This is a genomic window from Bacillus alkalicellulosilyticus, assembly GCF_002019795.1.
Classification (GTDB): Bacteria; Bacillota; Bacilli; order Bacillales; family Bacillaceae_F; genus Bacillus_AO; species Bacillus_AO alkalicellulosilyticum.
In genome coordinates, this window is record NZ_KV917381.1 from 4112368 (window position 1) to 4139246 (window position 26879).

The following is a 26879-nucleotide window of genomic DNA, read 5'->3' on the forward strand; positions in this document are numbered from 1 at the left end:
TAGGCTTTACATCTAACTAAAATACCCTACTCTTTTCCTTGTAACAGTTTGATTCTAGAAGCATGCTTAGAATAGCCAAAATTTCTGTCTACATATGCCAACGCTTTATTGACTTGATTTTGATAATAATCATCGTCATTCATTAATTTATTGATTTCCATTGGCACATCTTTAGGTTCAGCGTATATTGCTGCTTCACCAAATAACTTTTTGTAGTGATGTGGAATAATTACAGGGACACCAACTGCCATTGCTTCAATAATTACTCGACCAAACGCTTCAACCAAATCGGGATGAGTATAATAAACAAAAACATCTAGCGTTGCCAAAAAATCTTTCGGATGTACTGCTCCAAATTCTAGCACATGCCAATTTGTCGGTATTCGACCTAAAACATTTTCTGGAGCACTCGCTCCACCAAGGATATGAATTTCATATTCATTAGATTCTGGATACAATGTTAAAATTTCATCAGCATCTATTGGCCACTTAACAAGTTCACCTCTTGAATGGCGCCCTATTTTAATTGTTTTACCTCTAGGTAGTCGTGATTCTCTCTTCCATTCCTCGACGTCAATAATATTAGACCAGTCTTCGTCTGAAAGATTAATGGCACTAAGTTCTTCAGCGTGTTGGTTAATCAAGGTTTCTCTTACCAACGGCCCAATCGGATACCACGTACCTGTTTTGCCAAAATGTTTTATTAAATTTTGTTCACAGTCTCTGATATCATAACGGCGTACGCCTTCTGGACCATAATCACTCATTGGAGTTTGGTTGATGATGACACATATATTTTTTGCTTCAACATCTGGGACATATCTTTGCCACTCTTGCAGGATCGGTGGATATCTCAGAATTAATACATCACACGATACTTTTTCTCCGTAAACAATCATTTGAACTTGTTCACCATCGATAAGCTGTCGTACCTTTGGATTGATTTTCTTTAAAGGATTAAAATCATATCGGAACATTTGCACAATACCCGTTCGTAAACCTTGCCGTTTTTGAGCTTTAATTTCTTCCGCGTTAGATAAAGTAGAACCACCTTCAAATCTAAAGTCAGATACAATAATTACATCAAAATGTCGCCGTCCATTTTGTTTTTCCTCGCGTTTAGGCCACATCGGTTCTGGGACAGGAAATGGTCTACTTTCTTGCGGATAATCAACCCTTACATTCTCAGCTGTTTTAAAGAAGTAAAACAAACTTTCTAAATGCTCTCTTCTAGCACCCATAAAATAGCCTGGGAAGCCAAAATAATTATTTGCAGTTAACGAAGTATCCGATTTCCTTTGGAAGGATAATGGTCCTGTCTTTAAATCGATAATTGTATCTTTTCCGAACACTTTTTTTATTCTTCTTATATATTCTGAATCAGCAGCAAAGCGAACACAATCCCAATAGCCGACGCTCTCCATAATTGGCTCTCGACGGAACATAAAGGAGGACACATTTTTAAAAATGTAATAACCCGGCTCTGATCTTCTTGAAAATTTTAAATCACTCGTTGCTCTTGCTTGCTGAGATGTATTTCCTAAATAAGCTGGATTATCCATCAAATGTCGGACTTGTTTTTCAATTTTTTCTGGATGAGACCAATCGTCGGCATCATTTATTGTTACAAATTCACCCGTAGCTTGTTTTAGAGCAATGTTTCTTGCTACATACGGACCACTGTTTGTATGAACTTGCAATAACTTTACTCTGTTATCTCTTTTTTCATATTCCTCAATTACTGAAACTGTGTTATCAGTACTGCAATCATCTACTACAAAGATTTCGAGGTTCTCCCATGTCTGAGACAACATTGCGTCAATTGCTGTTCCGATTAATTCTTCCGCATTATATGCAGGAAGAATTACCGTTACTTTGGGGAGGTGGTCCTTAGATCCCGATGGTGATACGGGAGGTAATGAAAGCTGGTCATAAGCTGTTTTTGTTTGGTCACCACTCAAAGTAATACTTGAAATTTCATTTACTTCTAAAGCTTTATTAATCCAAGCAAGTCTTCCTTCTAAAGTTTCTTCTAAATTAGCAGATGCTAATAATAAATTCGTTTCCTTATCCCCATATTTTTCAAAGGCTTCTTGTACGACTTGTTTAGCTAGAGAAGCTTGTCCTAGTCTTTCCAAGCATTCTGCTTCAATTACTATAGCCTTTTTTAGCAGGTCCTCTTCATTTCTGCCTTCTAGAGCTTTTGGTAAATACTCTAAGCATTGTTGAGCCCCTTCTTTTCCTTCTTGATTTACATACCAAATGGCTAATTCCCAAGCGGCAAGGCTCTTTAAGTATGGGTCATCGCTTTTTTCATATAATTCTTTCAGGTCTATTAATCCCCGTTCTACAAATCCAAGACTATATAATCGCTGTTTATATCGATTTATCAATTGATGAAAACCCTTTTTCTTCTTCTTTTCCTTACTCACAAATTCTAATTTGTTTTTAATAGTAGAACCCTTCCGTTTAAAAAGCTTAAGAAAGCTTTTAATAAAACTTTTGATAAAGTTAAGTAATAAACGTAGAGGATTCGTATAACGCCAGATTTTACTTTTTTGAATTGTATTATACTTATGTTGAGCTCTTTCTTTTGCATCCAGAGCTTCTTTATATTTTTGTTTCAAACTCTTTATTTCTTCTTCTTGCTCTTTATATTTTCTTTGTAATACATCAGAACCTTCTATTTCCTGGTCTCTACTCATCATTCTTCACCCCGTAAAAGTGATATTTTCTTAAATAACTACTAATTAAAATTCATTTACCATTTTAATCGTTTAAAAACTTATTAATCCTTACTTCATGCATACGATACCCAAAGTTTTCGTTTACGTATTGTAATGCGTTCTCTACTTTCGAATGATAATAGCTTTCATCACTAATTAACTTTTCTATTTCTTTTTTTACATCCTGAGGTTCAGCATAAACTGCTGCCTCCCCAAATAAATCTTTATAAACCGGCGGGATGATTACAGGGACACCCACTGCCATTGCCTCAATTATGACTCGACCAAAGGATTCTATCCAATCAGGATGAGTATAATAAACGAAAATATCTAATGTAGCCAAGAAATCCCGTGGGTGCATAGCACCAAATTCGAAAACATTCCAATTGGATGGAATTCGTCCTAATACCTGTTCTGGCGCTGCTGCCCCACCTAAAATATGAACCTCATACTCTTCTGAATCAGGATAGATCATAAGTAATTCTTCCGGGTCAATTGGCCACTTCACCATTTCACCCCTAGAATGTCTACCTATTCTTATTTTTTTACTACTAGGTGGTCTTTCCTGTCTTCTCCACTCATCCACGTTAATGATATTTACCCAATTCTCTGTAGATAAATGTATTGATGGAAGTTCCTCTGAATGATGAGTAACAAGTGTTTCTCTTATCAAAGGTCCTATTGGATACCACGTTCCTGATTTGACGAAATACTCCTGTAAACGTTGTTCACACACACTTATGTCATAACGCCGAACTCCATCTGGACCATAATCGCTCATTGGTGTTTGATTCATAATGACACAGATATTTTTTGCTTCCACATCTGGGGTGAACTTTTGCCAATCTTGTAGTACAGGAGGGTATCTAAGAATTAGTAAGTCACAAGATACTTTTTCTCCGTAGACTATTAGTTGAATATCATCACCATTTAATAACTCTCGTACTTTCGAATTAATTAACTTTGAGGGATTATAATCATAGCGGTACATTTGAAAAAGTCCAGTTCGTAATCCTTTTTGTTTCTGTGCCTTTATTTCTTCTACACTAGATAACGTAGAACCACCATCAAACCTAAAATCCGATACGATGATTACATCAAAGTGTCTACGTCCGTTTAGCTTTTCTTCACGATTAGTCCACATCGGTTCAGGGACTTCAAAAGGCCTACGTTTTTGAGGGAAGTCAAAACGAAGGTTTGGTGCAATAGAATAGTAGTAATTATGTGCCTCTCTATATTCTTTTCTTACGCCCATTAAATATCCTGGAAAACCAAAGATTGAATTTCCTGTTAATGAATCCTCTGACTGCCTTTGAAAAGATAATGGACCCGTTTCTAATTCAGCTAATGCTCTTTCGCCAAACACCTTTTTAAAGCGCATAATGAACTCAGAATCTCCTGCAAATCTTACACTGTCCCAAAATCCCAACTTTTCCATTACTGGTTCTCTTCTAAACATAAACGAAGACATATTACTAAATAGATATAAACCCGGTTTTCCACGTCGATGGAATTTCAGTTCGGAACTTGCCCGTGCTTGCTGTGAAGTATTTGCAATGATTTTATTGTTTTTAAGTAAATGTAACACTTGTTTTTCAATTTTTTCTGGGTGAGACCAATCATCCGCATCGTTAATTGTAATAAAATCTCCTGTCGCTTTTAACAATGCATAATTTCGAGCAACGTATGGTCCCCCATTTTTAGTGAGTTTAATTAACGAAACTCGGTTATCCTCTTTAACAAAATCCTCAACAATAGCAATGGTGTTATCTGTACTACAATCATCTACAACTATTATCTCGAGATTACCCCATGTTTGATTCAATAGGGAACGTATTGATGTATGAATAACAGTTTCAGCATTGTATACCGGAATAATAATTGTTACTTTGACTTTATCCATACTAGTAGTATTGCCTATAGAAAAAAGACGGTCATAAGCTAACACGTCGTCTTGTTTTTGCATTGATATCGGACTTAAATTCCTATAGATAAAAGCCTTGTTTATCCAATGTACTCTATCTTCTTCTGTTGCTTCAAGATTTGCGTACGCTAAATACAAATCGGGGTGTTGTTGATTTTCAAGAGTTTGCGAAATTACTTTCTTTGCTTCTTTTACATCACCAATTAGGTCGTAACACTCTGCCAGTAAAATCGAACTTTCACGATAGCGAGCTTTGTCAATTCCTAATTTTCTTAAGTCCTGTAAGAACTTAATACACTTATTAGCATCTTCAACCGTTTGTCGATTAGCATGCCATACGGCAAGTTCCCAAGACGCTATTTTTTTCATAGCATGATCTTCTGTATCAATAAGCATATGTTTAAGCTCTTCGTAGGCTCTTTTTTCAAACCCAAGGTTGTAGAGGCGATACTTCACCTTTTTAATTTGACGGAGATATGTTTGAACCTTACCACTTTTAAAGATATTTTTTATAAAAGCCTTTTGATTATCCGTTAATATATTCTTAACGTAGTGCTTTTGCTTTGAAGTCAACAATGTATCAAAAAGCCATTGTATGAAATTAGAAACCATTCGAACTGTCTTTTTTAGCATAATGTTTACAACACCTAACATTATTTTTAGTTTTTATTTTTTTTCCTCTTAACTTCTTCTCTATATAATTGAACGGCTTCTTTAGAGTTCCCATCAAACCTAACTTTGCCCCGTTCCATCCAAATTGCTCTCGTACAAACCTTCTCTACAAATCCCATACTATGAGAAACGATAATTACTGCTTTTGCCTGTTCCATCATTTCCTGAATTTTTTCACTTGCCTTTTGCTTAAAAGCCATATCGCCAGTTGATAATGCTTCGTCTATAATAAAAATATCTGGCTTTAACGTTGCAGCAATACTAAAGCCTAATCTAGCCTTCATTCCGCTTGAATATTCTTTTACTGGTTTATTTATAAAATCCCCCAACTCAGAAAATTCTACAATATTAGCGTAATTATTGTTTACGTCTTTTTTCGGAATCCCCAGTAGCATTCCATTTAAATAAATATTGTCAGCACCTGTTAATTGTGCATTAAAACCAGTGCCATACCCTAACAACGCGGTCGTTTCTCCATTAATTACTATATTCCCTTGGTCCGGTGTTAGGATTCTCGTAAATAATTTACATAGTGTGCTCTTACCAGCACCGTTATGCCCGATTATCCCTACTACTTCACCTTCATTAATCGTAAAAGAAACATCATTTAGAGCATTAAATTTCTCGTTTTTCATTTCATAGGTGACACTAATTTGATTTAGCTTAATGGCTGTAGTATCTCTTACTTCAGATTCAGTTTGAGCTAATTCAAGACGCTTTGGTTTCGGTTTCGGACTCTTAACTGGGATAGATTCTAGATATCGTTCTATTACATCTTTTGGATTTCCAATTTCTCTTATAACACCTTTATCCAACCAGATAAGACGATCACAGTTTTTCTTAGCATATTTAAGACTATGTGTTACAATTAAAACCATTTTTGCTTTTGTTACTAACTGTTTTATTTTGTCTGCTGCCTTCTGACTAAACTCAGCATCTCCCGTATTCAAGGCTTCGTCCAGAATTAAAATTTCAGGTTCTAGGTAAGCCGCAACACTAAAACCAAGACGAGCTTTCATTCCACTCGAATAATACTTCATTGGTCGGTCGATAAACTCTCCAATACCAGAAAATTTACAAATCTCTCCAATATACTCATCAATTTTATTTTTCTCAATACCAAGCATCATTCCATTTAAATAGACGTTTTCTCGTCCTGATAACTCCTTGTTAAATCCCATTCCTAAGGAAAAGAGTGCTGACACCTTGCCATTGACTGTTAATTGTCCTTCATCTGGTTGTAGGATTCCTGATATCAATTTACACAGGGTCGTTTTCCCAGAACCATTTGAACCAATAATTCCAAGAACTTCACCTTTATATCCTTTAAAATTAACATTTCGTAATGGCCAAAAAGCTTCCTTTTCCTTTGAAGCACTTTCCTTTTTGTTTCGCAAGTAATTAAAGACGTGTGATTTATAGTCGTCCTTACGACCAGATAGATAAGAAACACCTAGATTATTTGCTTCTATAATAACTTCCCTTGAATCAGAGGAAATATTGATTTTTTTCTCTTTGATTGACATAATAAAAACCTCTTTTATAGTGCTTTAATAATTTTATGTTCATTACGGTTATAATAATATAGCAAACCAACAATAGATATAATTGATACAATCCCTATGATAACAATCCCCGTAAACTCAGGGACTCGCTGATACATGATGACATCCCGATAAGCATTTAATATCAAAGCAACGGGATTAACTTGAACAACCCAAGAAAATTCAGGTGGAAGCTCTCTTCCTTCCCATATTATAGGGGAAGCATAGAAAAACAACCTCAGAATATGGGTCAATATATTATCGATATCACGTACAAATACACAAATATAAGAAACAAACAAACTTATTGCTATTAAAAACACTAATTGAATAAGTATAATAAGAGGTAAAAATACGATTTGCCAGCCTGGTACGACACCAAAAATCACTAAAAATATGGCTATAACAATTAACCCAAATGAAAAATTAAAAACTTGAGTAGATGAAACAGCTAATGGAAAAATGGATTTAGGTAAATAAACCTGATTAATAATCGATGAATATTTTGTAATGGCCTTTGCAGATGTATTTACAGTCGTAATCATCCAGCGCCAAACAACTAGTCCAATGACAAGAAACACAGCATAATTCTCTCCGCCACGCCCCAATATAATAGCCACTAAAAAGTAATAAACAACTACATTTAACAGTGGGTCCAAAAGCCACCAAAAATATCCCAGATAACTATTGCGATGTTCAGCCTTCAACCCTGATTTTACAAGATAAACTAAGAGGTCCTTCCTCTTTATAAGTTCAGATAAATAATTTTTAAACAACGTTCGTTACACCGCCTAACCTATATCTCTTATATAAATAAAAAACCTTAATAAATCAACAGTACTATTATTACACAAATTCAAGTTATGTCTAGGGTAGATTACACTCTATATTTTCTTAATTTATAGAACATATAATGTATAAAATACCAAGAGCTTTGCACTAAACCTAACTTCTCAATATCGCGATACACACTCCAATTTTGTTTGGCCATTTTGATTTTATTACTTGAGATAGAGTGTTGGACAAGTCTGTATTTTGACAAAGTTTCTTGAAGACCGTAAGCATCAATACCTCTCTTACACAATGCTAACCATAAAACATAGTCTTGGCGTGTCCTAATATTGGACATTTGTATTTCACCAACTTTCTCACGGTCAAGCATAACTGTTAAGCAACCAATGACATTTGATTTTAGTAAATCTTTATATGTGACTTTTTTAGGGACTTTTTCAATAAAACCTGTTTCTTTCCCATCTTCGGTCATATTCATATACTGGGTAAAGGAAAATGCTATGTTTTGTTCCTGCATAAAAGCAAGTTGTTTCTCTAACTTTTTTGATAGCCACACATCATCACTATCTAAAAATGCGATATACTTCCCATTAGCTTGTCCAATGGCCACGTTTCTTGCAACGGCTGGCCCTTTATTCTCCTGAAATATCGTCAATTTAATTCTTGAATCCTTCTCCTGGTATCGAGCAATTAAATTAATGGTGTCATCTGTAGAACCATCATCCACAATAATCAATTCCCAATATGGATAGGTTTGGTTAATCACAGACTCAATAGTCTCTTGGATAAATCGCGCCGAATTAAATGTAGGAGTTATTATAGATACTAAATCATTATTAGCTACTTCTCCCATCCTACTACACCCCCACAATAACTCTTTGTCCTGTTACATTTACTTAGCTTGTAGTTCACAATACCATTTTATCAGTTTCGTTTCCTCAATACTCCAATTCAAGCTTGTTCTTATAGCCTTCTTACCATTCTCTCCCATTAGCTTCGCTTCATTCGGATTATTCCTTATATAATTAAGAGCATTTTTTATTTCTTGGTCATCGTTTGGATTAACCGCTATTCCACACTTGTATTTTTTAATAAAATCCTTCCACACTGGAAAATCCGAACAAATAATCGGTAATCCGGCAGTCATATATTCAAAAAACTTGGTTAATTCTTTTTTCATATAATGTTCAGTTGGTGGAAATAACGCGATACCTGCTAACCATCTAGTCTCAATATAACTGGCATCAATATCTTCTTTCCGCACATACTTACCTTTTCCATTTATAATTATCTGTTCCTGTTTTCCCTCTGCCACTTCATACATTCTATCGGCCAAATCTACTGGACACCTCCCAATAAAATATACCGATAAACTTGGATCAATCGAGGGAAGTCTAGAATGGATAAAAGCTCCCCTATCAATTGTCACATTTCCGGTATAAAGCACTTTACTTTGAATGGGCATGTCGTAGGGTTTATTATTAAGTAATTCTTGATTGAGTATGGGGTAATTTAAAATACAAATACCCTTCGAATACTTTTCTCTATAATACTTCTCTGCTAAACAAATTTCTAATTTTTTTGAAAAGAAAGCTTCTACTATTGAATATACTTTAGAAATTCCTTTACGAAACAGCTTAGGAATGTAATTCTTTTGGGCAATGCTCGTTTCGTAATCTTCATGAACATCATAGATAACAACATTGTTTTTCTTTTTAAGAAGCCAGGCAACTGGGAGCAGCTCTGGGTCATGGATATGATAATAGTCTGCTTTACTTCTTTTTGCTTTTATAAAAGCTTCAGTTGTAGAAAACAACATTCGGAGAAGTCTATTGTTATGTTTTTTTAAATGAATAATTGGTATGCTACTGGAATTGATTTCAACATCAGTAGCTGTCACAATTAAGTTGACATCGTACCCTGCTTTTTTAAGGGACTTACATTCCTTATGATAAATTCTTGGGTCAAAGGGATGATGCACAGTTGAAATGTGCACAACCTTTCCTTTCTTAGTCATTTGGCTTACCTCGATTCATTTAGCGTCTTTAAAAACAATTCCTCGTATTGTTTAACAATTTCACGAGCATCAAAATGACTTGCTCTTAATTGTCCTTTAGCAATTAACATATGTCGTTGTTCATTATTTAACGTTAATACTTCAAGGATTTTTGATGTCATGTCGTCTACATTCCCTACGTCACATAGCAGCCCATATTCACCTTCATCCAATACTTCTTTTGGACCTGATTTACAGTTGGTCGACACGACAGGAAGACCTGTAGCTAGCGCTTCTGCAATCACATGACTAAACCCTTCATGAATTGAGGACAGGACAAACAAATCAGCTTGATTAAAATAAACATAAGGGTTCTGCTGAAACCCAACAAAAAAGACACGTTCACTTAGTTGCAACCTATCAACCTGTTCCATTAATTCAGCCTTTAGGGGACCTTCACCTAATATTACTAATCGACTTTTCAGTTGTTCATTCACTTTTGCAAAGGCCTCAAGCAACGTTTGTTGATCCTTTTGTTTAACTAATCTACCAGCCGTTATGATAACTTTATCCTCTGTCTCAAATATATGTATATGTTCTTCTAAGATGCTACCGTTGTCCACCTTTTTTTGGATACTATTTATGTCAACAGGATTGTAAATCACTTTGATATCATCTGACTTCACTTTATACTTTTGAACCAGGTTTTCTTTAACTCCTTCTGACAAGGAAACGATTTGGTGAGATAGCTTGTATATAATTCCAAAGCCTAGCAATTGCATATTCACACGAAAACTTCCTCCTAAATTATCAGCTTCTCTTATAACATTTTTTGCTTTTGAAAAGGAGAGGAAATTTGCTAATATGGCTATCGTATTTACTCGTGGTATTGTACTGAAAACAATATCTATTTCTTCTTTTTTAATTATCTTAGCTAAACCAAGGACAGATCTACTTAGACGTCGCGTAGGAAGTTTAATGAACTTTACATCCTCTGCGATATCCTTTTCATATGAACCAGCAAACCCGAGTGTTACTAAGACAGGAGAGAACATACTTCGGTCCAAATTATTTAGAATATTTAACAAAGTACGAGCTGCTCCACCCGCACCCATTTGATATACAAAAAACAGAACCTTAACTTTTTCCATATCGATACACCTTTCACCACTAACGTACAGTCATTATTTCTAAGCATTTGTAACATTTTATTTATATCAAGAGAAAAGAGAGTATTCCGTTAGTCTAAGACATTTTGAATTACTCTCTTGGTAGATTATGAATTTACAATCTCCATAATTTAATATTTGAAGGACAATTATCCTTATTTAACTGACTTTTTACATCTACAATTATACCGTTCTCTTTTTTAAATAGGTTGGCGTAATAATCCCAACCCTTATCTAAATAAAACTTATGAGGCACAGCTAATACAAGAGCATCACTCGGTTTTAATTCTTCAATATGAACTAAATTTACGTCATACTCATGCTTAGCTTCTTCAGGGTCGGCATACGGATCTGTAACCTGTACATCAATACCATAATCAACCAGTTCTCTAATGACATCAATTACTTTTGAATTCCTTAAATCAGGGACATTTTCTTTAAAAGTCAACCCTAAAATTGTTACTGTCGAGCCAACCACAGCGACTCGCTCTTTAATCATTTCTTTCACTAAAACAGTCGCAATGTATTGACCCATTCCATCATTTATACGACGTCCAGCAAGAATTAGTTCAGGACGGTAACCTACGCTTTCAGACTTATGTGTTAAGTAGTATGGGTCAACACCAATACAATGTCCACCTACAAGACCAGGACTAAACGGCAAGAAATTCCACTTTGTACCAGCAGCCTCTAACACTTCTGAAGTATCGATATTCATTCTGTCAAACATAATAGCAAGTTCGTTCATTAATGCAATGTTTAAGTCTCTTTGTGTGTTCTCGATTATTTTAGCTGCTTCTGCTACTTTTATAGAGCTGGCTCTGTAAACGCCCGCTGTTACAACACTTTCATAAACTGCTGCAACAATTTCTAGAATTTCTGGCGTTTGACCTGACACTACTTTTGTAATTGATTTAAAAGTATGTTTTTTATCTCCAGGGTTTATTCTTTCAGGAGAATAACCTATAAAGAAGTCCTCTCCTGACTTTAATCCTGACTCTTTTTCTAGTATAGGTAGACATACTTCTTCAGTTGCACCAGGATATACTGTAGATTCATACACAACAATTGTTCCTTTTGTTAAGTGCTTACCAACTGACTCTGACGCCTTCTCCAACGGTGTAAAATCAGGAAGTTTATTAATATTGATTGGTGTAGGGACAGCCACAATAATGAAGTCACAATTAGAAAGAGCTGAAGCATCTGTAGTAAATGTAATATCAGCTGCTTTAAGCTCATCTTCACTTACTTCATTAGTAATATCTATGTAGTTTTTCAGAGTGTTAACTCTCTGCTCATTTATATCAAATCCAACTATTGAATGTTCTTGACCAAAAGCTACTGCAACTGGTAAACCAACATACCCTAATCCGACAACGCCAATTTTTCTATCCACTGTTTATTCCACCTTTTCTATTGAATTCACCATTTATAATGTGAATGGCTTAACAAAAAGCCACATAATAAAGACATTAACTTTATTGATTTCACAGCTATTTTATATTATACCCGAAACCTAGACAAAATAATAAGTACTTCAACAAATTATACCATATGTAGCTATACAATTTTATCTCATATATAGTTATGTGTCTACTATAGAAAAAAACTACAATTAACCATTTGTTTTTAATACTAAACTAATATATTTTATGATATATTTATAGTCATATAGACTTATTGAAACATCAATATATACACATAACAAAAAATCGAGGTGAAAAAATTGAGACTTACAATTTCCTTTTTAATATTTTTTATCGCTATATCTTTTATTGCTCCTAGTAATTTTGCTCTTTCTTCTGATGAAGAAGAAAAATATATCGTTCTATTTAAAGACAAGGTCAACAAAGATGAAATTGAAGCCTTCCGAGGTGAAATAGAGGATGAGTACGAAAATATTCCTGCGGTTTCAATTTCAATACCAGAAACAGCGATTGAAGCATTAGAGAAAAACCCCAATATCATTGCAATCGAGCCGGACCAGACTATCGAGATTCAGCAGCAAACAAAGGACTGGGGTATAGAAAGAGTATTCGCACCAAGAGCTTGGCAATCAGGGGTAACCGGAAAAGGAATTAATATAGCTGTCGTTGATACGGGAATCGCAACTCATGGTGATTTAATAATTTCTGGTGGTGTATCCTTTGTATCGAACTCATTTATTGATGATAACGGGCACGGAACACATGTTGCAGGTATAATTGCAGCCCAAAATAATAGCTTTGGAACCGTCGGAATCGCACATGAATCAAATATATATGCAGTTAAAGTACTCGACAAAAATGGTAGTGGGTATTTATCAGATTTAATTAAAGGTATTGATTGGGCGATCTCCAATAATATGGATATTATTAACCTAAGTCTTGGCGCACCGACTCATTCTTCTTCACTACAAGAAATCGTTGAAAAAGCATATAGTAAAGGTATTTTAGTAGTTGCTGCAGCTGGGAATTCTGGGAAGACTGATGGTACAGGAGACACGGTAGCTTTTCCTGCTCGATATCCTACAGTTATAGCCGTTGCAGCCACAGATGCTAGAGATGCAAGGGCTTCTTTCTCAGCAACAGGATCTACTGTTGAAGTTTCAGCTCCAGGAGTAAGGATTCTAAGTACGCACTTAAACCAAAAATTCAGTTCATTAAGTGGTACTTCAATGGCTGCCGGATACGTTACAGGGAATATAGCTTTACTAAAACAAGCCCATCCTTCCTTATCTCATACTGAAATAAGAAAAAAGTTACAACAGGACACCATTGATTTAGGTACTCCTGGTAGAGATAGTAGATTTGGATTCGGATTATTGCAAGCTCCATATATTGAAGAACATGACCAATTAAACCAAGTATCAGCTGCTCCTACAGCAAACGAACTACTTGAAGTAGTAAATAATGCTACCACTTCATCAGAAAGATTAGCAGCATATATTGAAGGAGTTCTCCTGTATCCAAATGACCAACGATTTATCTCAGGAATTAACACAAGTTCTCGCTCATTGTTAAATTGGGCCAGTCAACAACATCAAAATGGCCGTTATGATACTGCAATAGGACGATATGAGTTTATACTTTCAGCACCATACTTAGACAAGAGCATTAGTAATGAAACATCAGTAAAACTTTCTTATGCTAATCAAAATAAACGAATACCAACGGCTCAATCTCTTATTAACTTGGCAAATACCTTAAGCACTTCTTCAGAGAGGTTAACAATATTTTTTAATGGTTTTGGGTTATATCCTTCTGATTCAAGGTTTGAATTCGGTATTAATGCGAACGCTCGGTCGTTATTAAACTGGGCTACTCAACAACATCAACAAGGACAATATGTAACAGCTTCAGGGCGATATGAGTTTATTCTATCTGCACCAATTTTAAACAACACTATTAAAATGGAAACTGAAACCAAACTGAGTTACTCTAAGAAATTGAGCAAACTACCATCACCTAGGTCCATTATTGATTCATCCAATAGAATGTCGACTACTTCCGAGAAGCTAACAATATTATTTGGTGGGGCTCATTTATATCCTGGTGATGCAACTTTGATTTCAGCCATAAATTCAAATTCACAATCTTTGTTAAATTGGGCTACTCGTCAACACCAACTAGGGCGGTTTGATACAGCCACCGGACGATATGAATTTATACTTTCAGCTCCGATTCTAAACCATAACATCAAAAGGGAAACGGAAATTAAATTGCAATACGCTAAACTTGGGAAGAAAATACCTAGTGCTCATTCCCTGCTTAACAAAGCAAGTAGTGAGTCGACTTCATCTGAAAGACTATCTTTATTTATAGATGGTTACCTTCTTTACCCTGAAGATTCGAGGTTTGTAACTGGCATTAACAACAACGCTCACTCCCTTTTACAATGGGCTTCACAGCAACATCAACTTGGGCGATTCCAAACAGCAATTGGTCGTTATGAATTCATCTTATCTTCACCTGTATTACGGAATAACATACGGCAAACAACACGCCATAATTTAAGTCTTGCTCAACAAGAAAAAAGGTTACGTTAATAAAAGGAAAATCCCCTTCATCTATATGAGGGGGATTTTCTAAACCTACACTAATCTAGTTCATACATTTCTCCTGATACATTAGTATCATTGTATACAAAGAGGACCATACCGATTTTGTTATCATCTATATATTCGGAAATACTTCCACGATAATGTCGCGGATCCACATAATATGTGTGATGAAAATGCTGAGCAATCAGATGAACAACTGGATTTACGTAAGAGTCTTTTATCACAAGTAGATTTGGTTTATCCGTATTTTCGGGAAAAGTAAACTTTAATTCTGCATAATCACCTGTAAATAAGGTCGAATAGTCCATATAATCTTCTTTAATTCCGACTGCATATACTTTACTAAAATCGTCAAATTTCCCACGTTTTCCCGTCGTCCGCACATCGAATTGTGCAAAATCATAGTTAGGCACAAATATGCACGCTTCTTCTTTTGTGCCGTCAAACATTAAATACAGATTTCGATTTCTACTCCCGCTAAAAAATGTTTGTTCAGTACATTCCTTTTTAAAATCATCATTTTGATATGGTTTTTCCTTAAATGTTAATGATGTTTCACTTATCGATTCAATAATATATTGATACCCATGAAATGCTCCATCCATATTCCAATGATGGTCAGTCTTAAAATAAAAACCTTCCAGTACGTCCATGTTAAACATTTTGGTAAAGTAAGAATATAAGTCTATTACTTGGTAGCTTCCACTTAAATTTTCTAGGAAATATTCTCTACTAGCAAGGTCGTAGTTTGTAATGAAATCCGGGTATTTATGTTGAAGTACCGTATTTTTATGAGCACTAAAAGCAAAATAAAATTCTACATCTCTATATTTAGGATTTTGCGCAATCCTATTAACATTAGCTAAACCTTTATCAATTTCTCCCTCTTTAATAGCTGATCTCGGTTTATTTAACAACCACCCATCTTTTGCCACTACCACATCATTTACAATTGTTTTATTTAATAAAAGCTCCATTCGAGTTGCTGTCTTTATAAAAAAATCCCTATTATATATTTGATCAGAGTAATACCTTTCGAAAGTACTAGAAAACTCTGGATTTAAAATTGTTTTTATTGTAATTTCAGGTAATTGTTCTAGTGTTCTATTTTCAATATTTGAACTAGCTTTGTCCGGGTAAAAATAAGTTATAATTCCAATACTAGAAATAGTCAGTAGGAAGATTAATGAAAAAAACTTAGCTCCTAAATTTCCCAATTATACGTCACTCTTTTCATTTAAAATCTAAAGTAAAGAAACGGATTGTACGTCATTTTAACTACATATGAAATAGTAAGAAACAAAATGGCACTATAAATTACTGTATTAAATATCCAGTTATATTTTACTAATCCTTTAATTTCACTAATTTTTCCTGCTATGACACTGATTAGAGGTGTAGAAAAGATAATAGCAATAAGAAAAACTATCATATTATCATAAATTAGTAGATAGGTGGCATTATCAATCCATTTAAAATGGTTAACCCAAAACATTGTTTTTAGATAATCTATTGAAAATAAAAAATTATCTGCTCTAAAAAAGACCCAGCCAATCATGACCAATAAAAGTGCATATGCATGCTGTAGCGGCGTCCACATTTTCTTTATAATTTTTTCAAAACCGGCTTTTTCAATCGCTATAATTAAACCAAAATATAATCCCCAGCATATGAATGTCCAGCTTGCTCCGTGCCAAATTCCAGTTAAAGCCCATACTATAAAGAGGTTTCTGTACATTTTTATTCTCGAAACCTTATTTCCTCCAAGAGGAATATAGACATAGTCTCGAAACCAACTTCCTAAGCTGATATGCCATCTTCTCCAAAACTCAGAAATGGATTTAGAGATATATGGAAAATTAAAGTTTTCATTGAAATGAAATCCAAACATTTTACCTAATCCAATAGCCATATCCGAATAGCCCGAAAAATCAAAGTAGATTTGCAGAGTAAAGGCCAATATTCCTACCCAAGCTAGCAGAATACTAATTTCACTTGGGTCTTGAGAAAACACATTATCCGCCACAAGACCTAATGGGTTAGCTATTATAACTTTTTTGGCCAATCCGACCATAAATCTCTGTGTCCCTTCGGAAAAGACATTAAAGTTAAAAACTCTATTTTTAATTTGGTCTTGTATTACCGTATATCTAACAATTGGTCCCGCAATTAGTTGTGGGAAAAGAGAGATATACAACGCTAAATCTAAAGGGTTTTTTTGAACTCTTGCATCGTTTCTATAAACGTCAATTAAATACGACACTGCTTGAAATGTATAAAAAGAAATTCCTATAGGTAGCGGTAACGGCTCGTTATTAATGGAAAGATTAAATATAACGTTAATATTATCTATAATAAAATTTATATATTTGTAATAACCTAATATGGCAATATTCACCGTTATCGTTAGTCCTAAAGCAACCTGCTTAGATGCCTTGTCTTTATATTTATTAATCAATAAACCTGAAAAATAGTTAACTGTTATTGAAATAATCATTAAAATAACGTACTTTGGTTCTCCCCAGGCATAAAAAAATATACTACATAATAATAGTATAAGATTTCTTAATTTTACTGGAGAAATATAATATAGTAATAATACCACTGGTAAAAAAAGAAATATAAAAACCACACTACTAAAGACCAATAATTCTCCTCCAATTTATATATATATTGTAATGAATCAATAGTAATGATTTTTACTCTATTGCGCAACACTTTTTTACTACTTATTACATTTTTGTAATACTAGCTTAGTACCAATGTATCTCTCCATAATTTATCAGGATCAGTTAAATTTACAATTGCCAGTGTCATTAGATGTATCATATAATAATCTATGATTTAAATAAATATTAATCAACAATATATATTAATTTAGCCTCAGTCTGAAAATCTAATTTGATTTCTGAGGTTTTTCTTCTTGCGCCTAATTTACTATTTACTATTTACTATTTTAAAATAACTATAATTCTGTTTTTTGGAGTGATTTAATATGGAACTATACAAAAAATCAGATAGAAAAAAAAGAATGGAAATTGAGGGCCTTCGAGCAGTTGCGGCTCTATTAGTAGGTATATATCATATATGGTTTGGTAATGTTTCAGGTGGTGTCGATGTATTTTTCGTAGTATCCGGTTTTTTGATAACGACTTCGTTATTGTCTATGCTTGAACGAACTAATAAAATTGATATATTAGGATTTCTTGTCCGTCTTACAAAAAGGCTATTCCCTGCAGCGTTTACAGTTCTTTTTGTTGTGACGCTAGCTTCTATTTTTTTACTCCCAGAACTTCGTTGGCATCAGACTATATCTGAAACCTTTGCCTCTGCACTCTATTATCAAAATTGGCAATTGGCAATAAATTCTGTTGATTACCTTGCACAAAATAATGAAGCTAGCCCATTTCAACATTATTGGGCTATGTCAATACAAGGGCAATTTTATCTTATTTGGCCACTATTATTAATAGTAACAGTATTCATTTCAAAATTTCTTATAAAAAAATCCGTTCGTTCAATTTTCCTAGCGATGTTAATCTTTGTGTTTATTATCTCTTTTAGTTACTCAATCTATTTAACCAATGTAAACCAACCCTGGGCTTATTTTGACACATTTACAAGAGTATGGGAATTTAGTCTTGGTGGCCTTTTAGCTTTATTGATAGCTAACATTCAGATAAAAAAATCGATAAGTGCTTTTATGGGCTGGTTGGGGTTATTTGGGTTGATAAGTTGCGGTATGCTCCTACAAGTATCAACCGTATTCCCTGGCTACGCAGCCTTATGGCCTACGTTAAGTGCGGCTTTAATTTTACTGGCAGGGAATCAAGGTGGGAAATTTGGTGTTCACACACTGCTTAGTTCCAAACCATTGGTTACCTTCGGAAGTATTTCATATGGATTTTATTTGTGGCATTGGCCTATATTAATTTTTTATTATATCTTATCTGGTAACGAGCAAGTTTCCTTCTTACATGGACTTTCCATTATGCTAATTTCTGTCCTACTCTCTTACTTGACAACTACATTTGTCGAGAAACCATTACGAAAAAGCTCTAATATAAATACAACCTTGAAAACCGCTCGTGTATCATTGAGTTTATTAGTTCCTGTTTTAATATTAACAACAGCATGGTATGGGGCAACAAAATATATTGAAAGTAAGCAACCTGTTTTTGCAATTGATATGGCTGAAAATGAACAATACCCAGGGGCAACGGTATTAATTGAAGGTTTTGATTATGAGATCGAAACTACTAATGACTCCTTCATCCCTAGACCCATTGAAGCTAGAAGAGACTTACCAAAAGTTTATAATGATGGCTGCCATCAAAAACAAGGAAATCCAGAAGTTATTGAATGTAAATATGGTGAAGGTGATAATTATGACTATACCATTGCTGTTGTTGGAGGATCTCACTCTGCTCATTGGCTTCCAACTCTTGAGGTTATTTCTGAACAAGAGAACTTTCGAATCTTAAGTTACACAAAAAGCTCTTGTCGGTTTTCAAACGATTATGATGTTGAAGAAGATTGCCAAAAATGGAATGAAAACCTAATGGATTTATTAATAAATAGCAAACCGGATTTAATCTTTACAACAGCAGATGTAGGTAGGTTTGTAAATCCTAATGTACCAAAAGGTTTTGTAGACCATTGGGAAAGATTAAACGAACATGATTTACAGGTTTTAGCTATTCGAGATAATCCATGGTTTGAATTCGATGTCCCTACTTGTGTTTATGAAAATGGTGTAGATTCTATGGAGTGTATCGTTGAAAGAGAACAAGTTTTACCTTCAGAAAGTGCATGGAGTAGGTTGGAGAATCCACCATTAAATGTCCATTACATGGATTTAAGCGATTATTTGTGTGATGAAAAATATTGTGGACCTGTGGTTGGTAATGTTCTCGTATATCGAGACAAAAACCACATTACAGCAACATATGCTAAAACCATCGCACCTATGTTCCGTAAAGAGCTATTAGATGTTTTAGAAGTAATACAAAAATAAGTAAATATACAAGTTTGGCTGATTCCATATTCGGTTTCCTGGAATCAGCTGTTTCTTTGCCCAAACTAGGTTAACAGCTCTTGTTTTAGCTCTATTCCCTAAAACTGTACTCATATTTTTCCTTCTCTACTCAGGTTAGTTTGTGATATATTGAACATAATTAAGATTACGGAGGGAGTTTAAACCATGAAATCAATTGAAGGAATTATTAGACGGAGAATCCTTATTAACTATCAAGTCGCCCCTCAATTAATCGAACCTATTCTTCCAAGTCCATTTAAGCCGAAGATTGTAAAAGGAAAGGCCATTGTTGGGGTTTGTCTTATACGGTTAGAAAATATCAGGCCTTCGGTTTTATCGAATCTTCCACTAGGGGTTTCAAGTGAAAATGCGGCTCATCGAGTATCCGTTGAATGGGGAGTGAACGGAAAGAACAGAGAGGGAGTTTATATTTTTAGAAGAGATACAAATGCTTTACTTAACAGCTTGGCAGGGGGACGACTTTTTCCAGGAGTCAATCATTATTCTAATTTTAACATCCATGAAGTAGACGATTACATTTCTTTTCAGTTGAACTCTAAGGACAGAGAAGTAGAAATATCACTTAAAGGAAAAGACTGTGAAAACTTACCAGACACAAGTGTATTTACTTCATTTGATGATATTTCGACCTTCTTTAAAAATGGAGCTGACGGGTATTCTCCAGACCGAAGAAAAAGCTGTGTTCAAGGGATGTGTTTACAAACTGAGAACTGGAACATGACACCATTCCTTGTTGAAGATCTTTCCCTGACATATTTTCAAAACAAATTTGGAATTCCAGTTGACCACATGCAATTTGATTCTGCAGTAATTATGAAAAACATTGACCATAAGTGGGAGAAAATATCTTCTATAGGTTAAGAAGTACTGGCTTTTAAAGGTGACGTTTTCGCTCATTGCTTTTAGGGTTGGGACGAAAGGTAAAGTCCCAACCCCTTTTTAGATTACGAACGATTTGTTGGAGGAAGTGTTTCTCCCTTGCCCGTTCGGACCATAAGACCATCAACAACTTCCTTCGCTGGTTTACCAGTAAATACAATGTCATATATTGCATTCGTGATTGGCATATCTACATCCATTTCTTTTGCTAACGCATATGTTGCTTCAGTCGTCCGTACACCTTCGACAACCATTCCCATCTTCTCAAGAACTTCATCGACGGATAAACCTTTTCCGATTTGATTTCCTGCTCGCCAGTTTCGACTATGTACGCTCGTACAAGTTACGATTAAGTCTCCTACTCCAGTTAACCCCATAAAAGTAAGGGGATTAGCTCCTAATGCAACGCCTAATCGAGTAATTTCAGCAAGTCCTCTGGTGATAAGCGCTGCTTTTGCATTATCGCCGTATCCTAAACCATCAGAAATTCCTGCACCAAGCGCAATTACGTTTTTCAACGCCCCACCTAATTCAACTCCAACAACGTCTTCATTCGTATACACGCGGAAATAATGATTCATAAATAAAGACTGAACTTTCTCCGCAGCCTGAATGTTGTTGGCTGCTGATGAAACTGTAGTTGGGTGGCGCAAACTTACTTCCTCAGCATGACTTGGGCCTGATAAAACAACGACATCCTGTAAAAGCTCCTGCGGCATTTCTTCTGTGATTAATTCAGAAATTCTCTTAAACGAGCCTGGTTCAATTCCTTTACTTGCATGTATAATGGTCAATGGCTCTGAAGCCACAGATTTCAAATCAGCCAACACGTCTCGTATCACTTTTGTTGGAACCACAAGAAGTACCGTGTTTACTCCTTGAATTGCTTTTGATAGGTCAGAGAAACCAACTATATTTTCTGGAAGTACAACTCCTTTTGGGAGGTACGTTTCATTCGTATGTTTCACATTGATTTCTTCTATTACATGGGCGTGATTACCGTATATTCGAACCTGATGTCCATTATCTGCAAGCACCATAGATAGAGCGGTTCCCCAACTCCCTGCTCCAACGACTAAGATCGTTTCTTTCATCTCATTTCCCCCATCCTTTTCTCTTTCAAAGCTGTTATTCTTAGGATGTCGACAAGTGTGTATCATTATGTTTTATTCAGTAAAAAATATATGTAGAGACTCGTTTTGATCATACCATGAATTAGGTTGTTACTCTATATACAAAATGAAGAGAAAGGAATAGATATTACGATTCCAATTCTCAAAACAAAAAGGATTAGACGATAATCTGCCTAACCCTTCCACTCGCTCGGTGCATGATGCTAACTAATTTATGATGAAACTTGCTTGTCTATGACAGATAAAATCGCCTCAATTTCTGTAAGTTTCAACTGATTTGCTTCTGTAAAGCTTTCAAGCTCTTGTTCATATTTATGTACAGCGTCTTCGGTTTCATTATATAGTGGTCCTCGCTCTGATTCAGATAGCTTTTGCAAGATGCTCCACATCATTTTCTTTTGCTGAAGGCGCCCTTCAATAATCTCTCTTTTTTTTATCAGGTCATTACGTTCTGTCTCTAATTTTTTCTTCCATCCCAGTAATTCTACAGACATTGTTGTCCTCCCTACGTTCACTTTATTCTTTTTATATTATTCCCTTATCGAAAACCCGTCAAACTACAAATATAAACTATAATATAACAATCATTTACAGCATTCTCCAAAACCTCTAATTATCTGCTATTTTATATTAATTTTTCATTTGCAGAGTAAAGTAGTTTGTCTTATAATGTAATCTGGTTCTATTATTCTAGTAAAAAAATACAAAACATGAAAGTGAGACATAATCGAATGAAAAAACCATTGTTAATTGTTGGAATGATTATGAGTGTACTCGCCTTAGCAGTTGGTGGATATGGTTTTTATTTATATAATTCAGTCTCTGTAATGCACGACCCATTAGATCGTGAAAAATCAGATAAACGTGAAGAAAAAGTAAGTGTAAATAGCAAAGAACCTATTTCTATATTACTTGCAGGTGTTGACTCAACCGGAGAAGAACATGAAGGACGTTCAGATACACTGATTGTTTTAACAGTCAATCCTAATACACAATCAGCTAAAATGGTAAGTATTCCTCGTGATACAAGAACAGAAATTATTGGCAGAGGCCAATTAGATAAAATTAATCACGCTTATGCTTTTGGTGGCGTTCAAATGACCATTGATACAGTCGAAAATCTTTTGGACATTCCAATTGATCACTACGTAAGTATCAATATGGAAGGTTTCACAAAAATAGTTGATTCCCTTGGTGGTGTCACTGTAGAAAATGATTTTGCTTTTACTGAAGGAAAGCATTATTTCGAAGAAGGACAACTTCACTTAAGTGGGGAAGAAGCACTTTCATATGCACGTATGCGTAAGAAAGATCCACGTGGAGACTTTGGTCGTAATGCAAGACAACGTCAAGTCGTTGAAGCTGTAATTCAAGAAGGAGCACAGTTTAGCTCAATTACACGTGTTGGAGATATTTTAGGGATCGTTGGTCAAAGCGTACGTACGGATTTACTACTAGATGACATGTGGACCATTCAATCGAAATACAGTCCAGCCCGTCATCACATTGAACAAATTGAATTAACAGGTGAAGGAACTAACATTAACGGCATTTACTATTTAAATATTCCAGAGGAAGAGATTCAGCGAGTTCGACATGAACTACGCGCTCATCTTGAAATAGATAAAGTGTTTGCTGGTGGAAATTCTTCTATACAACAACCATAAATTTTTTTAAAAGCCCTAGGTCATGAATAATTATGTCCAAGGGCTTTTTCCCTTCTTCCGGGGCTGTTTTTATTAAGAGATAATCAAACGAATACTCGTTATGATTATTATCCAAAGAGGGATGCTTAGTAAAAGGCCCCACAACAAACCAACAAACAGATTTCCTTCTTCCATATATCATAGCCCTCCACTCACAATAAGTGTGGACGAGAACATTCTTGAATATACTTTTCCTGTAACAAAGCCACTACCTTTACTTTAATAAAAAACCTATATAACTAGGCATAAAGCCAAGTTATATAGGTGTATCACTTAGTGTTTATATTTATATGGTGTAGAATAATTTCCGTAAACTCTATTATTGTTTACTGTACGGAACGCTCTTACCTTATAATAATACGTTTTACCAGAAGATAAGTTTTTGTTCGTATAACTTACCGTACTACCTTTTTTACTGTACCAACTAAAGTATATGTTCCATCCTTAGAAGAAGATCGATACACTTGATAACCATTTGCTCCAGCTATCTTAGACCAAGATACAGTTGCTGTTGATGAATTCACCTTTTTCGCCGATACGTTAGAAGGTTTTGAAGGAATGGCTTTTCCACTCTTCGTTTTTATATATGGACTATACACTTTCTTACCATTTACCATACGATATGCTCTTACTTTATAGTGATATGTTTTTCCAGTTGTGACACCCGTATTTGTATACGTTAACGTGCTTCCGTCTGTTACAGTGCCCACTTTACTAAACGTTCCTGTACTAGATGTACTACGATATATTTCATAACCATGAACTCCTGGAACTTTAGACCAAGACACTTTGATTTTATCATATCTAACAGACGATGTTTTAAGCGCAGAATCTACAACCGTCGTCGATTTTGTTCCACTTTTCACTCCTGATTTATTGACAGCATATACGCTAATCTTGATTCCTTTAGGCTGTGGTGAAATAGCGATGGAGTACTTTCCATCTTTAGCAACTGCCTCACCAATTTTCTTTGTTCCCACATTAGCAACGACCGTTGTATTTGACGTAGCGTTCCCGGTAATTGTTTCCCCGTATTATAAAGCGGATTAATCGTTGGTGTATGATCTTGGAAGGTCGCCTTTAATCGGTAATTTGCGCTTGTAATTCCATTCCACCCTTCTGGAATGACATAAGTATAATACGTTCCTTTTGCTAGCAGCAGGTCAAATTCAATAGTTTGACCTGGTGTGACCCAATAATTGTAATCAACGATATTTAAGAAGCTATCAACAATATACACTTCAAATTCACCCGTCGTTTTATCTAAGGTAACGGTAGCCTTTCCAGATTTACTACTCGTAAACTGGTATACATCCTGATCTATCAATGAAAAGCTACTTGAGTTGTATGATTTATTCGATACCATCGGCACACTTGTTTCCATTATGTTATTTGGTTCAAGTGTTGTTGAATTCCTCGTAAACAAACCTGGATACGTTGCCCTTAATCGGTATTTACCACTTGTAAAACCTTCCCAATCCCAAAAATATGAATCAATATACACATAATAAGTTCCTCTTGGTAGCAAATCGTTAACGAACAGAAAATCTCCACCTGAACCTGCAAAGTCATAATCAATCAACTGACCATATGCATTAACTAAACAATGGAAGTGAAAATAGAATAAAAAAGCAAAACTATACCTATATATCACACACTAAGGCAATGTTTTGCTTATATTTTTTTATTTCATCATATTAGTTAGTTTTTAGTAGGGCTCACTATTTCTTCCGTAATAAAAAAAAAATTTTTTAACCACGACTAGAGCAAGTCCAATCCCTATACATCCTCCAACTATGTCTAGAAGGATATCTGGTAATTGCCCATGGCGTTCTGGGTGGAAATATTGCCTTACTTCATCAAACACTGCATATACAGACACTAAAAGAAAAGCGAAGCCAACAGACCATTTTCCGTAAATAAAATAAAACAAGCAATATGCGAAGAAACCAATCATTGCAAATGCAATAACATGTGCTCCTTTTCGAATAAAAAACTCAAAAAAATGAGCTTCACCAAGGGAGTGCAAACTAATTTCTTGTCCTCCATAGGAAAAAGATACAGCAGAATAATGATGGACCCACGATAAATCATATGATAGGAGTCGAGGAGTAAGGTCCTGGACACTATAAGGTTGTGAAGTTAAATGAAATACGAGGACAATTATACTGACTAAAAGGATGGCAAGGGAAAAGACAATAATCTTCCGCATGCAGTCACCTACAATCTCTCAATATGGTTACCATACTAGTATATACAAATCTATTAGTAGTATTCATATATCTTTCACCTTAAAACTTTTAACTATCTCTTCATTCTCTTCCTATTAATCCTTATAATAGTAAGCAAATGGTATTTTCAGAAAAAGGGGACAAATAAGGGAGGCGGCAATAATCACAACACAACTAAAAAAAACAAAAAACATTCTATTTTTCGCTGTAATTATCGTAGCACTCATCATCTTAGTGTATGGTCAGCAGCAATACAAAGAAAAAATAAGCTCGATTGCTAGTGAAGCGAAGGCTTATGAACAAGAGAACGCTAGAAAAACGGACACTGGGGAAAAAACCAACCAAGTACAAAAACTAACCATCGAAGTTAATGGACTACTTGGAAAATGGGCAAATGCCAAAACTGCCGAAGAAGCTGTTCAAATGACATACTTTGGTTCAGAATCCTTAACATATACAGAGGAAAGCCTTTCATGGCCAAATCTTGTCACTGACAAACTGAACAATCTATTGCCTCCTGGGAAGCTTAATGTAACGATAATCAATTATGGTGGCGCAACATCCGCTCAAGTTATCAATCAAACCATTACAGACGATGTCATTGAATCGCAGCCAGACATTATCATTTTTGAGCCTTTTATCTTAAATAATAACGGAAAAGTATTAATTAATGATACGTTAAAACACGTCGAACAAATCATGAATGATTTCCAAACTGCTATACCTGAAACAGATATTGTCATTATTCCTTCTAATCCATTATATAATCCATCTGCTTTTCTCACTCAGTCAGACGCATTACAAAACTATGCAGAAGAAAACCAGTATTTGTTTGCAAATCACTGGGATGCTTGGCCTGAAGTTACAGATACTGACCTACAAAATTATTTAACAAGCGGTCGTCCCAATGAGCAAGGTCATCAACTTTGGGCTGACTATATGGCCGACTACCTAATAAAATAAAAAAGCATAAAACAAAGCTCCCGCTATATCGGGAGCTTTGTTT

20 protein-coding genes are annotated in these 26879 nt (G+C 35.1%); 5 read left to right on the top strand and 15 right to left on the bottom strand.

Annotation, left to right across the window (positions count from 1 at the left end):
* Positions 1–26 precede the first annotated feature (26 nt).
* The 8 genes from BK585_RS20615 to BK585_RS20650 form a co-directional block, all read right to left on the bottom strand.
* Complete coding sequence (locus tag BK585_RS20615) at positions 27–2705, bottom strand: glycosyltransferase (protein WP_078555862.1); 2679 nt, start codon at positions 2703–2705, stop codon at positions 27–29.
* Between the two features lie 64 nt (positions 2706–2769).
* Positions 2770–5283 (bottom strand): glycosyltransferase, encoded by a 2514-nt coding sequence (locus BK585_RS20620; protein WP_078556965.1) that lies wholly within the window; start codon positions 5281–5283, stop codon positions 2770–2772.
* Between the two features lie 26 nt (positions 5284–5309).
* Positions 5310–6848 carry an ABC transporter ATP-binding protein gene (locus BK585_RS20625; protein ID WP_078555864.1) on the bottom strand — a complete coding sequence of 513 codons (1539 nt, stop codon included), beginning with the start codon at positions 6846–6848 and terminating at the stop codon, positions 5310–5312.
* A gap of 14 nt (positions 6849–6862) precedes the next feature.
* Positions 6863–7642, bottom strand: a complete 780-nt coding sequence (locus BK585_RS20630) for an ABC transporter permease (protein WP_078555866.1) — start codon at positions 7640–7642, stop codon at positions 6863–6865.
* Positions 7643–7743: 101 nt separating this feature from the next.
* A complete protein-coding gene (locus BK585_RS20635) occupies positions 7744–8511 on the bottom strand; it encodes a glycosyltransferase family 2 protein (RefSeq protein WP_078555868.1) in 768 nt (255 codons plus the stop codon).
* A gap of 39 nt (positions 8512–8550) precedes the next feature.
* Positions 8551–9675 carry a glycosyltransferase gene (locus BK585_RS20640; RefSeq protein ID WP_078555870.1) on the bottom strand — a complete coding sequence of 375 codons (1125 nt, stop codon included), beginning with the start codon at positions 9673–9675 and terminating at the stop codon, positions 8551–8553.
* A gap of 5 nt (positions 9676–9680) precedes the next feature.
* Positions 9681–10805: a glycosyltransferase gene (locus tag BK585_RS20645; protein WP_078555872.1), complete on the bottom strand. Its 1125-nt coding sequence runs from the start codon at positions 10803–10805 to the stop codon at positions 9681–9683.
* A gap of 133 nt (positions 10806–10938) precedes the next feature.
* Positions 10939–12219, bottom strand: coding sequence for a nucleotide sugar dehydrogenase (locus tag BK585_RS20650; RefSeq protein ID WP_078555874.1), 1281 nt, complete (start codon positions 12217–12219; stop codon positions 10939–10941).
* Positions 12220–12549: 330 nt separating this feature from the next.
* On the opposite strand from BK585_RS20650, the gene BK585_RS20655 reads away from it, so the two are divergent.
* The gene (locus BK585_RS20655; protein WP_139367605.1) at positions 12550–14850 is read left to right on the top strand and encodes a S8 family peptidase; all 2301 of its coding nucleotides are present in this window, start codon (positions 12550–12552) and stop codon (positions 14848–14850) included.
* Positions 14851–14900: 50 nt separating this feature from the next.
* On the opposite strand, the gene BK585_RS20660 is transcribed toward BK585_RS20655, so the two are convergent.
* Both BK585_RS20660 and BK585_RS20665 read right to left on the bottom strand, forming a co-directional pair.
* Positions 14901–16082 (bottom strand): DHHW family protein, encoded by a 1182-nt coding sequence (locus BK585_RS20660; protein WP_078555878.1) that lies wholly within the window; start codon positions 16080–16082, stop codon positions 14901–14903.
* A gap of 20 nt (positions 16083–16102) precedes the next feature.
* Positions 16103–17512 (bottom strand): MBOAT family O-acyltransferase, encoded by a 1410-nt coding sequence (locus BK585_RS20665; protein WP_078555880.1) that lies wholly within the window; start codon positions 17510–17512, stop codon positions 16103–16105.
* A gap of 348 nt (positions 17513–17860) precedes the next feature.
* Between BK585_RS20665 and BK585_RS20670 the strand changes: the two genes are divergently transcribed.
* On the top strand, positions 17861–19882 hold the full coding sequence (locus tag BK585_RS20670) for an acyltransferase family protein (protein ID WP_078555882.1): 2022 nt from the start codon (positions 17861–17863) through the stop codon (positions 19880–19882).
* A 186-nt stretch (positions 19883–20068) separates the two neighbouring features.
* Positions 20069–20785, top strand: a complete 717-nt coding sequence (locus BK585_RS20675; protein WP_078555884.1) for a DUF2071 domain-containing protein — start codon at positions 20069–20071, stop codon at positions 20783–20785.
* A gap of 83 nt (positions 20786–20868) precedes the next feature.
* On the opposite strand, the gene BK585_RS20680 is transcribed toward BK585_RS20675, so the two are convergent.
* Positions 20869–21897: an NAD(P)H-dependent glycerol-3-phosphate dehydrogenase gene (locus tag BK585_RS20680; RefSeq protein ID WP_078555886.1), complete on the bottom strand. Its 1029-nt coding sequence runs from the start codon at positions 21895–21897 to the stop codon at positions 20869–20871.
* Positions 21898–22148: 251 nt separating this feature from the next.
* Complete coding sequence (locus tag BK585_RS20685; protein WP_078555888.1) at positions 22149–22430, bottom strand: hypothetical protein; 282 nt, start codon at positions 22428–22430, stop codon at positions 22149–22151.
* A 237-nt stretch (positions 22431–22667) separates the two neighbouring features.
* Between BK585_RS20685 and BK585_RS20690 the strand changes: the two genes are divergently transcribed.
* Positions 22668–23603, top strand: a complete 936-nt coding sequence (locus tag BK585_RS20690; RefSeq protein WP_078555890.1) for an LCP family glycopolymer transferase — start codon at positions 22668–22670, stop codon at positions 23601–23603.
* A 434-nt stretch (positions 23604–24037) separates the two neighbouring features.
* Here the strand turns inward: BK585_RS20690 and BK585_RS20700 are convergent, their stop codons facing one another.
* The 3 genes from BK585_RS20700 to BK585_RS20710 form a co-directional block, all read right to left on the bottom strand.
* Positions 24038–24622, bottom strand: a complete 585-nt coding sequence (locus tag BK585_RS20700) for a fibronectin type III domain-containing protein (RefSeq protein WP_139367606.1) — start codon at positions 24620–24622, stop codon at positions 24038–24040.
* Positions 24505–25224, bottom strand: a complete 720-nt coding sequence (locus BK585_RS24475) for a hypothetical protein (RefSeq protein ID WP_139367607.1) — start codon at positions 25222–25224, stop codon at positions 24505–24507. Before BK585_RS24475 ends, BK585_RS20700 begins: the two co-directional genes overlap by 118 nt.
* Positions 25225–25350: 126 nt before the next feature.
* Positions 25351–25854 (bottom strand): VanZ family protein, encoded by a 504-nt coding sequence (locus BK585_RS20710; RefSeq protein ID WP_078555898.1) that lies wholly within the window; start codon positions 25852–25854, stop codon positions 25351–25353.
* A 253-nt stretch (positions 25855–26107) separates the two neighbouring features.
* On the opposite strand from BK585_RS20710, the gene BK585_RS20715 reads away from it, so the two are divergent.
* The gene (locus BK585_RS20715) at positions 26108–26836 is read left to right on the top strand and encodes an SGNH/GDSL hydrolase family protein (RefSeq protein WP_078555900.1); all 729 of its coding nucleotides are present in this window, start codon (positions 26108–26110) and stop codon (positions 26834–26836) included.
* The last annotated feature ends 43 nt before the right edge of the window (positions 26837–26879 follow it).

Coding starts and splice junctions, on each gene's coding strand:
- BK585_RS20670 (WP_078555882.1), top strand. CDS start 17,861: ATGGAACTATACAAAAAATCAGATAGAAAAAAAAGAATGGAAATTGAG.
- BK585_RS20640 (WP_078555870.1), bottom strand. CDS start 9,675: ATGACTAAGAAAGGAAAGGTTGTGCACATTTCAACTGTGCATCATCCC.
- BK585_RS20680 (WP_078555886.1), bottom strand. CDS start 21,897: ATGAAAGAAACGATCTTAGTCGTTGGAGCAGGGAGTTGGGGAACCGCT.
- BK585_RS20710 (WP_078555898.1), bottom strand. CDS start 25,854: ATGCGGAAGATTATTGTCTTTTCCCTTGCCATCCTTTTAGTCAGTATA.
- BK585_RS20645 (WP_078555872.1), bottom strand. CDS start 10,805: ATGGAAAAAGTTAAGGTTCTGTTTTTTGTATATCAAATGGGTGCGGGT.
- BK585_RS20690 (WP_078555890.1), top strand. CDS start 22,668: ATGAAAAAACCATTGTTAATTGTTGGAATGATTATGAGTGTACTCGCC.
- BK585_RS20615 (WP_078555862.1), bottom strand. CDS start 2,705: ATGAGTAGAGACCAGGAAATAGAAGGTTCTGATGTATTACAAAGAAAA.
- BK585_RS20620 (WP_078556965.1), bottom strand. CDS start 5,283: ATGCTAAAAAAGACAGTTCGAATGGTTTCTAATTTCATACAATGGCTT.
- BK585_RS20625 (WP_078555864.1), bottom strand. CDS start 6,848: ATGTCAATCAAAGAGAAAAAAATCAATATTTCCTCTGATTCAAGGGAA.
- BK585_RS20635 (WP_078555868.1), bottom strand. CDS start 8,511: ATGGGAGAAGTAGCTAATAATGATTTAGTATCTATAATAACTCCTACA.
- BK585_RS20675 (WP_078555884.1), top strand. CDS start 20,069: ATGAAATCAATTGAAGGAATTATTAGACGGAGAATCCTTATTAACTAT.
- BK585_RS20685 (WP_078555888.1), bottom strand. CDS start 22,430: ATGTCTGTAGAATTACTGGGATGGAAGAAAAAATTAGAGACAGAACGT.